15 protein-coding genes are annotated in these 15,339 nt (G+C 60.5%); 6 read left to right on the top strand and 9 right to left on the bottom strand.

The window, feature by feature from the left end; all coding sequences use genetic code 11:
- The first annotated feature begins 57 nt into the window (after positions 1–57).
- A complete protein-coding gene (gene rpiA / locus KGB07_RS09350; protein ID WP_046039153.1) occupies positions 58–732 on the top strand; it encodes a ribose-5-phosphate isomerase RpiA in 675 nt (224 codons plus the stop codon).
- A gap of 144 nt (positions 733–876) precedes the next feature.
- Here the strand turns inward: rpiA and KGB07_RS09345 are convergent, their stop codons facing one another.
- The 4 genes from KGB07_RS09345 to KGB07_RS09330 form a co-directional block, all read right to left on the bottom strand.
- Positions 877–1,794, bottom strand: coding sequence for an SdiA-regulated domain-containing protein (locus tag KGB07_RS09345; RefSeq protein ID WP_046039151.1), 918 nt, complete (start codon positions 1,792–1,794; stop codon positions 877–879).
- Positions 1,795–1,900: 106 nt separating this feature from the next.
- A complete protein-coding gene (locus tag KGB07_RS09340; RefSeq protein WP_046039149.1) occupies positions 1,901–2,827 on the bottom strand; it encodes an SdiA-regulated domain-containing protein in 927 nt (308 codons plus the stop codon).
- 268 nt (positions 2,828–3,095) lie between these two features.
- Positions 3,096–3,761: a fumarylacetoacetate hydrolase family protein gene (locus tag KGB07_RS09335; RefSeq protein WP_056726437.1), complete on the bottom strand. Its 666-nt coding sequence runs from the start codon at positions 3,759–3,761 to the stop codon at positions 3,096–3,098.
- Positions 3,762–3,799: 38 nt separating this feature from the next.
- Positions 3,800–5,194 (bottom strand): FAD-binding oxidoreductase, encoded by a 1,395-nt coding sequence (locus KGB07_RS09330; RefSeq protein ID WP_033052123.1) that lies wholly within the window; start codon positions 5,192–5,194, stop codon positions 3,800–3,802.
- Positions 5,195–5,398: 204 nt separating this feature from the next.
- On the opposite strand from KGB07_RS09330, the gene serA reads away from it, so the two are divergent.
- Positions 5,399–6,628 carry a phosphoglycerate dehydrogenase gene (serA, locus tag KGB07_RS09325; RefSeq protein WP_046039143.1) on the top strand — a complete coding sequence of 410 codons (1,230 nt, stop codon included), beginning with the start codon at positions 5,399–5,401 and terminating at the stop codon, positions 6,626–6,628.
- Between the two features lie 121 nt (positions 6,629–6,749).
- On the opposite strand, the gene KGB07_RS09320 is transcribed toward serA, so the two are convergent.
- Positions 6,750–7,175: a DUF4399 domain-containing protein gene (locus KGB07_RS09320; protein ID WP_046039141.1), complete on the bottom strand. Its 426-nt coding sequence runs from the start codon at positions 7,173–7,175 to the stop codon at positions 6,750–6,752.
- Between the two features lie 135 nt (positions 7,176–7,310).
- Between KGB07_RS09320 and KGB07_RS09315 the strand changes: the two genes are divergently transcribed.
- Complete coding sequence (locus KGB07_RS09315; RefSeq protein WP_046039139.1) at positions 7,311–7,901, top strand: transporter substrate-binding domain-containing protein; 591 nt, start codon at positions 7,311–7,313, stop codon at positions 7,899–7,901.
- A gap of 123 nt (positions 7,902–8,024) precedes the next feature.
- Here KGB07_RS09315 and KGB07_RS09310 read toward each other — a convergent pair whose 3' ends face one another.
- Positions 8,025–8,510 (bottom strand): DUF523 domain-containing protein, encoded by a 486-nt coding sequence (locus tag KGB07_RS09310; protein WP_046039137.1) that lies wholly within the window; start codon positions 8,508–8,510, stop codon positions 8,025–8,027.
- A 2-nt stretch (positions 8,511–8,512) separates the two neighbouring features.
- The gene (locus KGB07_RS09305; RefSeq protein ID WP_046039134.1) at positions 8,513–9,145 is read right to left on the bottom strand and encodes a 2OG-Fe(II) oxygenase; all 633 of its coding nucleotides are present in this window, start codon (positions 9,143–9,145) and stop codon (positions 8,513–8,515) included.
- Between the two features lie 108 nt (positions 9,146–9,253).
- Between KGB07_RS09305 and KGB07_RS09300 the strand changes: the two genes are divergently transcribed.
- Positions 9,254–10,006, top strand: coding sequence for a DUF2059 domain-containing protein (locus tag KGB07_RS09300; RefSeq protein ID WP_046039132.1), 753 nt, complete (start codon positions 9,254–9,256; stop codon positions 10,004–10,006).
- A gap of 129 nt (positions 10,007–10,135) precedes the next feature.
- On the opposite strand, the gene KGB07_RS09295 is transcribed toward KGB07_RS09300, so the two are convergent.
- Entirely contained in the window at positions 10,136–11,083 is a 948-nt protein-coding gene (locus tag KGB07_RS09295; protein WP_046039130.1) for an alpha/beta hydrolase, read from the bottom strand.
- A 96-nt stretch (positions 11,084–11,179) separates the two neighbouring features.
- Here KGB07_RS09295 and KGB07_RS09290 point away from each other — a divergent pair, with 96 nt between their 5' ends.
- Both KGB07_RS09290 and KGB07_RS09285 read left to right on the top strand, forming a co-directional pair.
- Entirely contained in the window at positions 11,180–11,761 is a 582-nt protein-coding gene (locus tag KGB07_RS09290; RefSeq protein ID WP_046039128.1) for a DUF6436 domain-containing protein, read from the top strand.
- A 103-nt stretch (positions 11,762–11,864) separates the two neighbouring features.
- A complete protein-coding gene (locus KGB07_RS09285; RefSeq protein WP_046039127.1) occupies positions 11,865–14,264 on the top strand; it encodes a penicillin acylase family protein in 2,400 nt (799 codons plus the stop codon).
- A gap of 75 nt (positions 14,265–14,339) precedes the next feature.
- On the opposite strand, the gene KGB07_RS09280 is transcribed toward KGB07_RS09285, so the two are convergent.
- The gene (locus KGB07_RS09280) at positions 14,340–15,305 is read right to left on the bottom strand and encodes a GlxA family transcriptional regulator (RefSeq protein ID WP_046039125.1); all 966 of its coding nucleotides are present in this window, start codon (positions 15,303–15,305) and stop codon (positions 14,340–14,342) included.
- Positions 15,306–15,339: the final 34 nt, after the last annotated feature.

The raw sequence follows: 15,339 nt of genomic DNA, 5'->3' as shown, positions 1-15,339 counted from the left end.
CGCCCCGAAGCCTATAATGCCGGCCTTTCGTCCCCTCCTCGGCACCCCGGAGCCCGCATGAACCAGGATCAACTCAAACAGGCAGTGGCTCAGGCCGCCGTCGACTTCATCCTTCCGAAACTCGACGACAAGAGCATCGTCGGGGTCGGCACCGGCTCCACCGCCAACTGCTTCATCGACGCGCTGGCCAAGCACAAGGGCGCATTCGATGGCGCCGTCGCCAGTTCCGAAGCCACCGCCGCGCGCCTCAAGGGCCACGGGATTCCGGTTTACGAACTGAACACCGTCAGCGACCTGGAGTTCTACGTCGACGGCGCCGATGAAAGCGACGAGCACCTGAACCTGATCAAGGGCGGCGGCGCGGCCCTGACCCGCGAGAAGATTGTCGCGGCCGTGGCCAAGACCTTCATTTGCATCGCCGATGCCAGCAAACTGGTGCCGGTCCTCGGTACTTTCCCGCTGCCCGTGGAGGTGATCCCGATGGCCCGCAGTCACGTGGCCCGTGAGCTGGTGAAACTCGGCGGCGACCCGGTTTACCGCGAAGGCGTGCTGACCGACAACGGCAACATCATCCTCGACGTGTTCAACATGCAGATCACCAATCCGGTGGAACTGGAAACGCAGATCAATGCGATCGTCGGCGTGGTCACCAACGGTTTGTTCGCGGCACGTCCGGCGGATCTGTTGTTGCTGGGTACGAGCGAGGGCGTGAAGACCCTGCGCGCGGAATAAGCCAGACTGCCCAGATTTTCTGAGCAGATGAATGACCTGTGGGAGCGAGCTTGCTCGCGATGAGGCCGTGTCAGTCGACGGATATGTTGAATGACAGACCGCTATCGCGAGCAAGCTCGCTCCCACAGTGTTTTGTGGTGTTGGCTAGAGTTGCGTTGGCTTCTTGAACACGTAGAACAGGTTCGGCTCGCTCACCAGGTACAGCGTTTCGTCGTCTCCCATGGCGATCCCTTCGGCCTGCGGCACGGTTTTTTGCAACCCCTGGTGCCCCTTGCTCAATGACATTGTGCTCAGCGGACGCCCATCCACATCCAGCTCCAGAATCAATCGCGACTCATCCGACAGCGCCAGCAAATGCCCGCTGCGCTCGTCGTATTGCAGGCTCGACAGATCCCGCACGAACATCCCGGCATCACGCTTGGGGTCGTTGATCACGTGCACCGAGTAGGAGTCTTCAGGGTTGAAGCGCGGAAAACCGTGTACCTCGTAGATCAGCATCGGGTTGCGCTCCTTGGCGACGAACAGGCGTTTGCCCACAGAGTCGTAAGCCAGACCCTCGAAGCCCTTGTTGCTGCCCATGTGTACGCCAATGGTCATCTGCTCGGCGTCTGCCGCATCGACGAAGGTGGTGTCCTGCTCCAGACGAATCTTGATCAGCCGCTGCTGGCTTTCGTCAGTCACCACGTAGATGTCCTCGCTGATGAACTCCACCGCCTCCGGATCACCGAACCCGAGCAGCGCCACACGGCGCAAAACCCTGCCGTCGAGGGACAACTCGACCAGCTCGCTCCGTTTGTTGGTGACGGTGAACAGGCTTTTGCGTATCGGGTCGTAGGTCAACGCCGAAACGTTGTCAGCCAGGCCATCGATCACCTGCGCTTCGGTCACGACCTGATACTGGTCCAGCCCCATGGACCGGGAACTCACCGGCTGCCACAGCGTATGCAGATTGAACCAGGCGCGCTCGAACAGACGCATGTACTGGGCGATCGCTATCAACGCGATCAGCAAGACCACCGACAGGATCAGAATCAGGGATTTGGGGCGGGCAAATCGATGCATTCGGGCGGGCTCGGGTCAAAACGGGCGGATGAAATATCACGCCCGTCTGAACTGAAGCTTAATGGCCACTGGCCTTTTACGTACAGGCAATCAGCGCAGGCGTTGATTACTTCTGTTTTTCGAAGCGATAAAACAGGTTCGGCTCACTCACCATGTACAACGTGCCCGCTTCATCCATGGTCACGCCTTCAGCACGCGGAATGGTATTTTTCAGGCCGTTGAAGCCACGCAGCAGGGTGATGAAACTGACCTGCTCACCCATCTTGTCCAGCTCCAGCAACAGGTGCGAGTCGGCGGACAACACCAGCATGTGGCCAGTCCGTGGATCGACGGCCAGGGCAGACAGGTTGCGCATGTCCAGTGCATGGCTGGCCAGTTTCAGCTTGTCGCCGGTCAGAACCTTGCCGTCACCTTTCCAGGCAAACAATGCCGGCGGGCGCTCTTCGCCCAACAGCAGTTGCTGATTGCGCGGGTCCCAGGTGACACCCTCGAACGCCTTGTTCTGGTCCTTGGAAGGCCCGAGGTCGTATTTCGGGAAGTCGGCGATATTCAATTCGCGGGTATCGGCATCGACCTGGACGATAGCGATCAGATGCTCGCGCTCATCGACAATGGCCAGCCGGCCGTCGCCCAGCACGGTGACGCCCTCAGGGTTGCTCCAGCCGACCAGAGGCATTTTGCGCAATACATCGCCCTGTAATGTCAGCTCGACCAGGAACGGGTTCTTGCCCATCACCGAAAACAGGGTCTTGGTCTGAGGGTCGTAGGCCAAGTCCGATGCTTCATCCTTCTCCATGCCCGGCAATGGCTTGGCATCGATCACCGCCCGATAGTCCGGCAGCCAGATGCTCGCCTGACGCTCGGCCGGGCTTTTGAATTGCTCTTTCACCCAGAGCACGCCCCGCGAATCCCACTGCATGGCAAATGCGACGCCGTAGGCGACAACGGCCACCAACAGCAGCCAGATGTACCAACGCAAGGCGAAGCGCGAGCGGCGGACAGGTTCAAGCGTGGAAAGCGGAGGAGTGACCATCGGGGATGCGTTCCAGAGATTCAGGCTAGGGGTAATAGCACAGTTTGGGGCCGGCTCAGAGGCCAATAGCACTGAAATTATCCAGACTGGATGTGAAAAAAACGGGAAATGACAGGGTTGAACTGTGTGGAATCCGGACTTCAGCCCACCAAATACTACTGTGGGAGCGAGCTTGCTCGCGATGAGGCCGTGTCAGTCAACAGAGATGTTGAATGATAGACCGCTATCGCGAGCAAGCTCGCTCCCACAGGGTACAGCGACGCCTGGATCAGCGAACGCTGCTGGTGAAACTGCTGGCGCCTGGCAATTCCAGAACGATCTCGTCACCGACATTCAGCGGACCAACGCCCACTGGCGTGCCGGTGAGGATCACGTCCCCGGCCTGCAACGAGAAGCAACCGGCCATGTGCTGGATCATCGGCACGATCGGGTTGAGCATTGCGCTGCTGTTGCCGTCCTGGCGCACTTCGCCGTTGATGGTCAGGCGGATGCCGATATCGGTCAGGTCGGCAAAGGTGCTGCCAGACACGAACGGAGCAAGCACTGCCGCGCCGTCGAAGGACTTGGCGATTTCCCAGGGCAGCCCCTTGGATTTCAGCTCGGCCTGCTTGTCGCGCAGGGTCAGGTCCAGGGCTGGAGCGAAACCGGAGATGGCGTCGAGCACTTCTTCACGGCTCGGTTTGGTCGACAACGGCTTGCCGATCAACACCGCGATTTCCGCTTCGTAATGCACCGAACCACGTTCGGTCGGAATGCTGAAACCGCCTTCCAGCGGCACCACGCAACTGCCCGGCTTGATGAACAGCAGCGGCTCGGTCGGCACCGGGTTATCCAGTTCCTTGGCGTGTTCGGCGTAGTTACGGCCGATGCACACCACTTTCCCCAGCGGGAAGTGAATGCGCGTACCGTCGACATACTGGTGCTGATAGCTCATTACCGACTCCTGCTTCGTTGGCTCTTAAAGTTCGAAAATCAAACAGCGAAAATCTTGCCCGGGTTCATGATGCCGTTCGGGTCGAACACCGCCTTGACCGCTTTCATGTACTCGATCTCGACCGGTGAACGGCTGTAGGTCAGGTAGTCACGCTTGGTCATGCCCACGCCGTGCTCGGCAGAGATCGAACCGTTGTACTTCTCGACGGTTTCGAACACCCACTTGTTGACAGTGGCGCACTTGGCGAAGAACTCATCCTTGCTCAGGTTATCCGGCTTGAGGATGTTCAAGTGCAGGTTGCCGTCGCCGATGTGGCCGAACCAGACGATTTCGAAGTCCGGGTAGTGTTCACCGACGATCGCGTCAATTTCTTTCAGGAATGCCGGGACTTTCGATACGGTGACCGAAATGTCGTTCTTGTACGGCGTCCAGTGGGAAATGGTTTCGGAGATGTATTCGCGCAGCTTCCACAAGTTCTGTAGCTGGGTTTCGCTCTGGCTCATCACGCCGTCCAGCACCCAGCCCTGCTCGACGCAGTGCTCGAAGGTTTCCAGGGCGTGGTTGGCCACTTCTTCGGTGGTCGCTTCGAATTCCAGCAGCGCGTAGAACGGGCAATCGGATTCGAACGGCGCCGGTACATCGCCGCGAGCCATGACTTTGGCCAGGGCTTTGTCGGAGAAGAACTCGAAGGCGGTCAGGTCAAGCTTGCTCTGGAAGGCGTGCAGCACCGGCATGATCGAGTCGAAATCGGCGGTGCCGAGAACCATCGCGGTGAGGTTTTTCGGTGCGCGGTCCAGGCGCATGGTCGCTTCGACCACGAACCCGAGGGTGCCTTCGGCACCGATGAACAGCTGACGCATGTCGTAGCCGGTGGCGTTCTTGATCAGGTCGCGGTTCAGTTCCAGCACATCGCCCTTGCCGGTGACCACTTTCATGCCGGCGACCCAGTTACGGGTCATGCCGTAGCGAATCACCTTGATCCCGCCGGCATTGGTGCCGATATTGCCGCCAATCTGGCTCGAACCCGCTGAAGCGAAGTCCACCGGGTAGTACAGGCCTTTTTCTTCGGCGACGTTCTGCAAATGCTCGGTGACCACGCCCGGCTGGCAAACGGCGGTGCGGTCAGTGAGGTTCACGTCGAGGATCTGGTTCATGTAGTCGAAGGACACCACAACTTCGCCATTGGCTGCCACGGCAGCGGCAGACAACCCGGTACGACCACCGGACGGCACCAGCGCCACCTTGTGTTTGTTGGCCCACAGGACAATGGCCTGGACCTGCTCGGTGGTCTTGGGGAACACGATGGCGGTCGGGGCCGGGGCGAAATGCTTGGTCCAATCCTTTCCGTAAGCATTCAGGGAGTCGGCATCGGTCAGCACCTTGCCAGGCTCAACCAGGGTCTTCAGCTCTTCAATCAGGGCAGGATTGGTCATCGACAGAACTCTCGAACAATTCATGGTCATCCTGAGAACGCTTCACGTCGCAGGAATGAGTGTTTAGCGGGGTGCATATGCTAGCATAACGACCCCGCAGGATAGTGCCCAAGGGCTGTTCTGCGGTGACGGTTTAGTTGCCGTCCGGGTCAGCATCTGTTGACCATTTCCTGCCATTTTTCTCCGGGATACAGGTTTACGCAGATGAGCAAGACTTCTCTCGATAAGAGCAAGATCAAGTTCCTTCTTCTCGAAGGCGTCCACCAATCGGCTGTCGACGTCCTCAAGGCGGCGGGCTATTCCAACATCGAGTACCTCACTGGTTCTCTGCCGGAAGCCCAGCTCAAGGAAAAGATCGCTGATGCTCACTTCATCGGCATTCGCTCCCGCACTCAACTGACCGAAGAGATCTTCGATCACGCGAAGAAGCTCGTGGCTGTAGGGTGTTTCTGCATCGGCACCAACCAGGTCGACCTGAGTGCTGCCCGCGAGCGCGGCATCGCCGTGTTCAACGCGCCGTACTCCAACACCCGTTCCGTAGCGGAACTGGTGCTGGCCGAAGCGATCCTGCTGCTGCGCGGCATCCCTGAGAAGAACGCTTCCTGCCACCGTGGCGGCTGGATCAAGAGCGCGGCCAACTCCTTCGAGATCCGTGGCAAGAAGCTGGGCATCGTCGGTTACGGCTCGATCGGTACACAACTGTCGGTCCTGGCTGAAGGCCTGGGGATGCAGGTGTACTTCTACGACACCATCACCAAGCTGCCATTGGGTAACGCTACTCAGGTAGGCAACCTGCACGAACTGCTGGCGATGTCCGACATCGTTTCGCTGCACGTACCGGAAACCGCCGCCACCCAGTGGATGATGGGCGAGAAGGAAATCCGCGCCATCAAGAAAGGCGGCATCCTGATCAACGCCGCCCGTGGCACCGTGGTCGAACTGGACCACCTGGCGGACGCGATCAAGGACAAACACCTGATCGGCGCGGCCATCGACGTATTCCCGGTGGAGCCACGCTCCAACGACGAAGAGTTCGAAAGCCCGCTGCGTGGCCTGGACAACGTGATCCTGACCCCGCACATCGGCGGCTCCACCGCTGAAGCCCAGGCCAACATCGGTCTGGAAGTGGCGGAAAAACTGGTCAAGTACAGCGACAACGGTACTTCGGTATCGTCCGTGAACTTCCCGGAAGTGGCCCTGCCGGCTCACCCTGGCAAGCACCGCCTGCTGCACATCCACGAGAACATCCCGGGCGTGCTCAGCGAGATCAACAAGGTCTTCGCCGAAAACGGCATCAACATCTCCGGCCAGTTCCTGCAGACCAACGAGAAAGTCGGCTACGTGGTAATCGACGTCGACGCCGAGTACTCGGACCTGGCGCAAGAGAAGCTGCAACACGTCAACGGCACCATCCGTAGCCGTGTGTTGTTTTAAGAGCAGCTTCAAGCTTCAAGCGGCAAGTGAGGTTCGCTTTGCTTTGACTTGAAGCTTATAGCTTGCAGCTTGCAGCTTGCAACTATAAAAAAGGGAGCCCCAGCGAAGCGGGCTCCCTTTTTTATTTCACATTGACGGTGATCTTCTCGGAAACGATCGGCGGATCGAACGGTATGTGGTTGCTATCGCCCAGTTCAAGCTGCAAGGTGTGTTTGCCCGGCGTGAGCGTTATTTCAGCCTGGGTCTGCGCACCGCCGAAATGCAGGTGGTTGGCATCCTTGGGAATCGGCGCACCGGCGGCAGGCAGCTCGTCGACGTCGATCAGCACGTGGTGATGACCGGTGTTCTTGGTGGGATCGCCCGCCGGCGCCAGGGCAATGTTCTCGACCGCGAACTTGACGACGACTGTCTGTGGAATCGTCGCACCGTCCTCGGGAGACACGATGGACACTTCGGCGCCTTTCGGAGCCGGCGTTGCAGCACTGGCCAGCACAGAAACACCCATCAACAGGCCAGCCAAAGCAGCACGTGACATAAAGGTTTTCATTCTCTTCTCCAGTTTTTCCGTAAAATCCGCATGACCATGACAACTTCATGGCCAATTGTTGTCGAAGGCACTCGACAACCATAGCAAAGCGAGCCTGAATCAGTGGGTCGCGATAATAAATTCAAAGGAGTGACCATGCGCTTTCTGCCTGGCCTGATCTGCCTGCTACCCCTTTTGAGCCCTTTGGCTCATGCCGAACTGATTGATGACGTCAACGACCGGGGCGAATTGCGCATTGCCGTTGAAGCCAACACTCCCCCGTTCAATTTCAAGGATGACGACAAGCTCACCGGCTTCGAAGTCGAGTTGGGCCAACTGCTGGCAAGTGAACTCGATGTCCGGGCCGACTTTGTCGTCACCGACGGCAGTGATCTGCTGACCGGCGTCGAAAGCGGCAAGTACGACATCGCTATCAACCACATAGCAGCGACCCCGGATCTCCAGGATCGTTTCGACTTCAGCGAGCCTTACATTCAAACCCATGCGCAATTGATCGCGCAGAAGGAAGAGCCGCGCTCCATTTTGCTGGTGCAGTCGCTGACGGAAGAGAAGCCCAAAACCAACCCGGCCGTGAGCCTGGCGATTCCGTTTCAGAAGGGTAATCCGGCGTTCCATGCCAGCCTGGAAAACGCCTTGCAGCGGATCAAGGATGACGGGCGACTGCAGGCGCTGGAGCAGAAGTGGTTGGGGGCAGATGCGAGTGTGGTGCCGAAGCTGCAGAACTGAAGTAAATGCAGAACCTGTGGGAGCGAGCTTGCTCGCGATGAGGTCAGTCCAGTCAACATTGATGTTGAATATCAGGCCGCCATCGCGAGCAAGCTCGCTCCCACAGTGAATCCATGGTGATTGTCAGTCTTGTACAGCCAAGGCTGCCGCAGCTTGCGGCAACTCCAGCTCACTGAACACCTGCACCCCGTGGCGCTTGAGCAGCGCCGCCGTCACGCCCTCTCCACTGACCTTCACGCCGCTGAACGTCCCGTCATAGGTCAGCAGATTGCCGCAGGACGGGCTGTTGGCCTTGAGGACGGCGATGCGGATGCCATGCTTTTGTACCAGCTCCAATGCCTGATACGCCCCCGACAGAAACTGCGCACTGACATCCTCGCCCTCGGTGGTGATCACCATCGCCTGGTCATCGAGGACTTGCGCGCCCTGCCCGCCTGGAATTTCCGCCGCCGCCCGAGGTGTTGGCAAACCACCGGCCACCTCCGGGCACAACGGCACGACCCGCCCTTCATCAAGCCACTGCTGAAGCTGATCGAACGGCCCGCTGGCCCCGCCGTCGTAACGAACCCGGTGGCCCAACAGGCAACGGCTGACGAGAATTTTCTGCATGATCAGAACGGCTCGTTGCCGCGCCGGCGGAACCAGCCGGTCAGCGACAGGCGATCCCGGGTCGCGGGCAGGACTTCGTGGGGAACCTCTCCGGAGAGAAACACCACCAGGCAGCCACCGATAGGTTGCACGTCGTGGACGCGATCATTGTCGAGATACATGCGCAACTGGCCGCCGTGCTCGGGAAGCCATGCATCATTGAGGTAAACCACCGCCGAAACCATGCGCCGGTCGTCATCGCGAAAGCGGTCGACGTGCTTCAGGTAGAAGGCTCCGGGCGGGTACATCGCAAAGTGGCTTTCGAAATCCTCCAGGCCGAGAAACAGACCGCGATTGATCGCCTCGCGCAGGCTGTTCATCAAACTCAGGTAGCTGTCGCACACCTCGGCCTGGCCGGGGTCGATCCACTGGATATGGTCGCCACGAATCCCTTCGCGGATCTCCGATGACGGCCCACGGCCCACGGCGGCCGGAGCCAGTTCACCCTCGGCAGCACGTTTGCGACACTCGGCCGCCAGCGCTCGGGTCAGATCCAGAGGCAGGAAAATATTCTGCTGCGACCAGCCGTGCTCGGCCAGGTCGTCGACGATTCGTAGCAGCAGCGGGTGATCAGAGGATATTTGCATGGCGCGCATAGTATTCCTGTGCCCGGAAATCCGACAGAGCCGCGCAGCGGGTTGATACGAATTCTCGACAAGCAGGGATGCCGCACGGAGAATAGTCGCCTGCTGACAGGAGTCCCTATGCGCCGTTTGCTTTTATCACTGCTGATGTTCTGCGTTTTGCCCGCCTGGGCAGACGGCCACGACCAGTTGTACAAGGTCGCCGGCTGGCCGGAACAACGCGCGCATTTCAGCGACGCCCTCTCGGCCGCTCAGCAACGCTACCAGGGCAGCCTGCCACCGACGGTGTTTCAGGCACTGGTCAATAACAGCAATCAGCGATTTTCCGCCCAGGCCGTGGACCAGCGAGCCGAAGCGCAATTGCGCAAAAACCTCACCAACCCCAAACCCGCGCTGACGTTTTTCCAGTCGCCCTTGGGCAAGAAAGTCGTGGCCGCCGAACTGCTGGCGACCCGTCGCGACCAACTGGCGAAAAACGCCAAGGGCCTGCCGAAGATGCAGGCCAGCGACAGCCGCATGCTGATCATCGGCCATTTGGCACAAGCCCTGCCTGCACGCGAGGCCGGCGCGGAAGTCAGCCTGGCGATTGCTGGCGTCGCCGCCGATAGCTTGAGTTCGATGATCCCGGGCCTGCTCGGTGCCGGTCAGGCCCAGGGCATGCTCAACGGCCAGCGCCAGCGCCTGATGGACCAGATCGGCAGCGACCTGAACAACACACTGCTGTATGTCTATCGCGACCTGTCGGACAACGAACTGGAAGAGTTCGCGACCTTTGCCGAATCGACGGAAGGCCAGGCTTATTATCAAGCCGCATTGGCGGCAATCCGGGCGGGGTTGGCGGTGGGACAGAGCAATTCGAACCTGACCCAGTGATCCTCACCAACTGATAGACCGCTATAGCGAGCAAGCTCGCTCCCACAGTGTTTTGAGTCACCCCACAAATTTGTGATCACCGCAAAACCTGTGGGAGCGGGCTTGCCCGCGAAGGGGCCGGAGCAGGCACTAGGGATTCCGACCCTTGATCCGCCTGGTCAAAAACCCGAAATACTCCTCTCGCATCACCAGCGTCTCATTCGCCAGATGATGCCGTGCCTCGGGCAACATCAACACCTGCGGCCGATCAAACTTGCCTCGCAACACTTCCAGGTTGTGCTCCCAATCCACCGTCATGTCGGCCTGTCCCTGCACGATCAGCGGCCGACGGGTACTCATGGGGGCGGCCTCGATGCGCTTGATCCAGCGCGCCAATGCGCCCACCCAGGCCGTCGGCAGGCGCAACGGCTGCAACGGATCGGCTTGCAGGAACGGCAGAAAGGCCGGGTCATTGGAGTTCTCGCTGAAACGCCGGGCGATGGCTTTGACGAAAGGCTTGAGCACGTAATAACTCAGCTGCGACCAACCCCACGCCCGCGGCCGCACCAGCGGCGACAGCAGAATCACCTGGCCCTGGGCCGGGCTGTTCGCCCCCGCATTCAACACATGATCGATCACGATAGCCCCGCCGGTGCTCTGCCCGCACAGGTGCCACGGCTGCGGCAAGTCGAGGGACTGCGCCTCGCTGAACAGGCCTTGCAGCGCGTCCTGGTACTCGGCGAAATCCTTGATGCTCGCCCGTTCGCCGCTGGACAGGCCATGTCCCGGCAAGTCGCAAGCAATCACCGCAAAGCCCTGGTCCAGCGCCCATTCGATCACATGCCGGTAGAGCCCGGTGTGGTCGTAGAAACCGTGGATGACAAACAGCGTCGCTTTTGCTCGCTCAGGCCACCAGAACTGGCTGACCAGCTCATAACCGTCGACCTCGAATCGCCCAAGGCCACGGCGCACCTGACGCGGGGAAAAATCCAGCCCGTAGAATCGCTGGTAAGCCTGCGCCTGCGCCGACAACGGCTGCCCGGCCGCCAATGGCAGCAGACTTGCACGTAAAAGATCGGGGTCGAAAGTGGCCGGCATGGACGATTCCAGAGCGTGAAACGGACTTTGTAGGCCTGCGATATTCTTCTGTCGCGGCAAGCATGGCAAGCTAGCCGACCTTCGAGGACTGAACCGATGCGCTCGCCCCTTCGCGCCACCCTGTTTGCCAGCCTGCTCGCCGTGATGTGTGCCGGTGTATTGTGGGCGGCCTACGACTGGTTCCAGGGGCGCTACCTGCGGGCGTTCAGCGAGCACACCGCGATGTTTTCCGGCGATCCGCTGCGCCTTCCCGAAGCACTCGCCGGGCCTGGCGCCATCCGTCTGGTGCATTTCTGGGACCCGGCCTGCCCGTGCAATGTCGGCAATCAACAACACCTGAGCGAACTGGTCGAGCGCTACGCCCCCCATGGCGTGGAATTCTATGCTGTGCAAAAGCCCGGTAGCCATGGCCAATTGCCAAGCACCTTGAGCCGTCTGAAAACCATTGACGTCCTGCCCGGCTCCGAACAGGTCCCCGCCAGCCCGGCCGTGGCAATCTGGGATCGCAGCGGCAAACTGGCGTACTTCGGCCCCTACAGCGAAGGCCTGACCTGCAATTCGAGCAACAGCTTTATCGAACCGATCCTGCAAGCGCTGGATGAGGGACGTGCGGTGAGTGCCACGCACACACTGGCGGTGGGGTGTTACTGCCCGTGGCCTGTCGAGCCAACTAAATAGGGAAAGACGCGGTAATACGAATCCCTCCTACGGGCGATGCGCCAAATCGGCACGCCGTGTTACACAGTGGCACCAGGAATCACAATAACAACAAGGAGTCTCCATGAAACGCAGCCTGACCGCTCTCGCTCTGTTGATCGTCGCGCTGGCCGCCGGGGCCGGCTGGTACTTCTACAGCAAGCAGCCGTCACGCCAGGGCATGGTGGAACTGCAACACCTGCAAGGCTCCGTCACTGTGCGCTACGACGAGCGCGGCGTCCCGCACATCCGCGCCGACAACGAAACCGACCTGTACCGCGCCCTCGGCTATGTGCATGCCCAGGACCGCCTGTTCCAGATGGAAGTCCTGCGTCGCCTGGCCCGTGGCGAACTGGCCGAAGTACTCGGGCCAAAACTGCTCGACACCGACAAACTGATGCGCAGCCTGCGCATTCGCGAACGCGCCGAAACCTACTTCGCGAACCTCGACAAGCAGTCGCCCTCCTTTATCGCCATGCAAGCCTATCTGGACGGCATCAACCAGTATCAGGACAGCCACGCAAAACCCGTGGAGTTCGATGTGCTGGGCATTCCAAAACGCCCGTTCACCGCCCAGGACACCATCAGCATCGCCGGCTACATGGCCTACAGTTTTGCCGCGGCATTTCGTACCGAACCCTTGCTGACATTCGTGCGCGATCAACTGGGGCCCGAATACCTGAACATCTTCGATCTCGACTGGCAGCCCAAGGGCGTGCTCAACGGCACTGGCACCCCCTTGGCCAGCGCCGACTGGAAAGACCTCAACGCCCTCGCCCGCCTGAGCGAACAAGCCCTGGCTGACAACGGCCTGCCACAGTTCGAGGGCAGCAACGCCTGGGTCGTCGCAGGCAGCCGGACCCAAAGCGGCAAGCCGCTGCTGGCGGGGGATCCGCATATCCGTTTTTCCGCGCCGTCGGTGTGGTACGAAGCGCAACTTTCGGCGCCGGGCTTCGAACTCTACGGCCACTATCAGGCCCTGATGCCGTTTGCCTCCCTGGGCATGAACCGCGACTTCGGCTGGAGCATCACCATGTTCCAGAACGACGACCTCGACCTGATCGCCGAGAAGGTCAACCCGGACAACCCTAATCAAGTCTGGTATCACGGCCAGTGGGTGGACATGACGACCAGCGAGCAGCAGATCGCGGTCAAGGGCCAGGCGCCAGTCACCCTGGTGTTGCGTCAATCGCCCCACGGTCCGATCGTTAACGATGCCCTGGGCAGCGGCGCCGGCAAAACGCCGATTGCCATGTGGTGGGCGTTTCTCGAAAGCCAGAACCCGATCCTGGAGGGCTTCTACCAGCTAAATCGCGCCGACACCCTGGCCAAGGCCCGCAGTGCCTCGGCAAAAATCCAGGCCCCGGGCCTGAACGTTGTCTGGGCCAATGCCAAGGGTGACATCGGCTGGTGGGCAGCGGCGCAATTGCCTAAACGCCCGGCGGGCGTACGCCCGTGGTTCATCCTCGACGGCAGCACCGCCGAGGCGGACAAGGACGGCTTCTACCCGTTCACGGCCAACCCCCAGGAAGAAAACCCGGCGCGGGGCTACATCGTCTCGGCCAACTTCCAGCCGGTGTCGCCGACCGGCATGGAGATTCCCGGCTACTACAACCTTGCCGATCGCGGCCAGCAACTCAATCGCCAGCTCAGCGACAAAACGGTCAAATGGGACCTGGAAAACAGCCAGAAGCTGCAACTGGGCACCACCACCGCCTACGGCCCGCGCCTGTTGGCACCGCTGTTGCCGGTGTTACGCGAAGTGGTGAGCGATCCCGCCGAGCTCAAGCTGGTGGAGCAACTGGCCCAGTGGCAAGGCGATTACCCCCTCGACTCGACCAGCGCCACGCTGTTCAACCAGTTCCTGTTCAACCTGGCTGACGCGACGATGCACGATGAGCTGGGTAACGACTTCTTCGAAACGCTGCTCTCGACCCGGGTGATCGATGCCGCGCTCCCCCGCCTGGCTGCCAGCGCCGACTCACCGTGGTGGGACAACCGCAACACCCAGGGCAAGGAAACCCGTGCCGACACGGTGAAGGCCGCCTGGCAAGCCAGCCTCGCGCACCTCAAGAGCACCCTCGGCGCAGACGCCTCGCAATGGCAGTGGGGCAGTGCGCACACATTGACCCATGGCCATCCGCTGGGGCAGCAAAAGCCGCTGGACCTGTTCTTCAATGTCGGCCCCTTCGCCGCACCCGGCACTCATGAAGTACCGAACAACCTCTCGGCGAAAATCGGACCGGCACCCTGGCCCGTCACCTACGGCCCCTCGACCCGACGCCTGATCGACTTCGACGACCCGACCCACAGCCTGACCGTCAACCCGGTCGGCCAGAGCGGCGTCCTGTTCGACAGCCACTATGATGATCAGGCCGAGGCCTACGTCGAGGGGATGTACTTCCAGGCGCATCTCAATGATGAAGAGGTCACGGCCAATACGCGCAGTACGTTGAAGCTGTTGCCGGCGCGGGCTGTGCCATAGATTTTTGCTGGCTGGACCGGCCCCTGCGCGAGCAGGCTCGCGAAGGGGCCCTCACAGACAACAAAAAATGTCAGCTCAAACCATCGCCGCAAAATTCAACCTGAACTGCTGAGGCGTCACCCCCAATCTACGATTGAACACACTGCGCATGTGCTGGGCATCGCGAAAACCGCATTGATAGGCCACGGTCTTGAGCGGCGCGCGGGTGCTTTCCAGCAGCGTCCTCGCCGCATCGACCCGTGCACGCTCGACAAACTCGGCCGGGGTGATTTTCGCTTCCCTGGCAAACACCCGGGAGAAGTTGCGCGCGCTCATGTTGGCGGCATTGGCCAGGTCGGCGATGGTCAGATCGCCCGTCAGGTTGGCCAACACGTAATGCTGGACCATTGCGACCGCCGAATCCGGTTCGGCGTGGGGCGTAAGGAACGGGCTGAATTGCGATTGCCCGCCCGAACGCTGGGTGAACACCACCAACCGCTTGGCGACATTCAGCGCCACTTCCGGCCCGTGATCCCGGCCCAATAGATACAACGACAGATCGATCCCCGCTGTGACCCCGGCCGAGGTGAACAGCTCGCCATCCTCAACATACAGTCGATCCGCTTCCACCCGAGACGTGGGGCACAACGCCGCCAGATCCGATGCGTCCTGCCAGTGCGTGGTGACCGTGCGCCCCTCCAGCAATCCGGCCCGGGCGAGCATGAACGCGCCGTTGCAGATCGAGCCAAAGCGCGTGGCCCGGGCACAGGCATCGCGCAACCAGCCATCGAATACCCTGCCGAAATCCATGAACGGCAACTGCGGCCCGCCAGCCACCAGCAACAGGTCATACGGCTCCAGCGCTTCGCTGAAATGCCGATGGGCATTGAGTGCCAAACCGTTGGAGCACGCCATCATCCCGCGCTCGACGCCAATCACCTCCAGACGATAGTGATCCTCAGGGGCGAGGAAGCGATTGGCCTCTGAAAACACATCCATGGGGCCGGTGACATCCAGCGACTGGACGCCGGCAAACACCACGATGGCTACGGTTTTACTCATGGTCTGAAAACGCCCTCAATGAATCTGGATCGCC

It is taken from the genome of Pseudomonas sp. GL-RE-26 (assembly GCF_019956275.1).
Lineage (GTDB): Bacteria > Pseudomonadota > Gammaproteobacteria > Pseudomonadales > Pseudomonadaceae > Aquipseudomonas > Aquipseudomonas grandcourensis.
This window is presented reverse-complemented; position numbering and strand designations above follow the sequence as displayed.

Coding starts and splice junctions, on each gene's coding strand:
- KGB07_RS09335 (WP_056726437.1), bottom strand. CDS start 3,761: ATGAGCTATCAGCACCAGTATGTCGACGGTACGCGCATTCACTTCCCG.
- KGB07_RS09330 (WP_033052123.1), bottom strand. CDS start 5,194: ATGACCAATCCTGCCCTGATTGAAGAGCTGAAGACCCTGGTTGAGCCT.
- KGB07_RS09340 (WP_046039149.1), bottom strand. CDS start 2,827: ATGGTCACTCCTCCGCTTTCCACGCTTGAACCTGTCCGCCGCTCGCGC.
- KGB07_RS09285 (WP_046039127.1), top strand. CDS start 11,865: ATGAAACGCAGCCTGACCGCTCTCGCTCTGTTGATCGTCGCGCTGGCC.
- KGB07_RS09290 (WP_046039128.1), top strand. CDS start 11,180: ATGCGCTCGCCCCTTCGCGCCACCCTGTTTGCCAGCCTGCTCGCCGTG.
- KGB07_RS09310 (WP_046039137.1), bottom strand. CDS start 8,510: ATGCAGAAAATTCTCGTCAGCCGTTGCCTGTTGGGCCACCGGGTTCGT.
- KGB07_RS09300 (WP_046039132.1), top strand. CDS start 9,254: ATGCGCCGTTTGCTTTTATCACTGCTGATGTTCTGCGTTTTGCCCGCC.
- KGB07_RS09320 (WP_046039141.1), bottom strand. CDS start 7,175: ATGAAAACCTTTATGTCACGTGCTGCTTTGGCTGGCCTGTTGATGGGT.
- KGB07_RS09280 (WP_046039125.1), bottom strand. CDS start 15,305: ATGAGTAAAACCGTAGCCATCGTGGTGTTTGCCGGCGTCCAGTCGCTG.
- rpiA (WP_046039153.1), top strand. CDS start 58: ATGAACCAGGATCAACTCAAACAGGCAGTGGCTCAGGCCGCCGTCGAC.
- KGB07_RS09315 (WP_046039139.1), top strand. CDS start 7,311: ATGCGCTTTCTGCCTGGCCTGATCTGCCTGCTACCCCTTTTGAGCCCT.
- KGB07_RS09345 (WP_046039151.1), bottom strand. CDS start 1,794: ATGCATCGATTTGCCCGCCCCAAATCCCTGATTCTGATCCTGTCGGTG.
- KGB07_RS09295 (WP_046039130.1), bottom strand. CDS start 11,083: ATGCCGGCCACTTTCGACCCCGATCTTTTACGTGCAAGTCTGCTGCCA.
- serA (WP_046039143.1), top strand. CDS start 5,399: ATGAGCAAGACTTCTCTCGATAAGAGCAAGATCAAGTTCCTTCTTCTC.
- KGB07_RS09305 (WP_046039134.1), bottom strand. CDS start 9,145: ATGCGCGCCATGCAAATATCCTCTGATCACCCGCTGCTGCTACGAATC.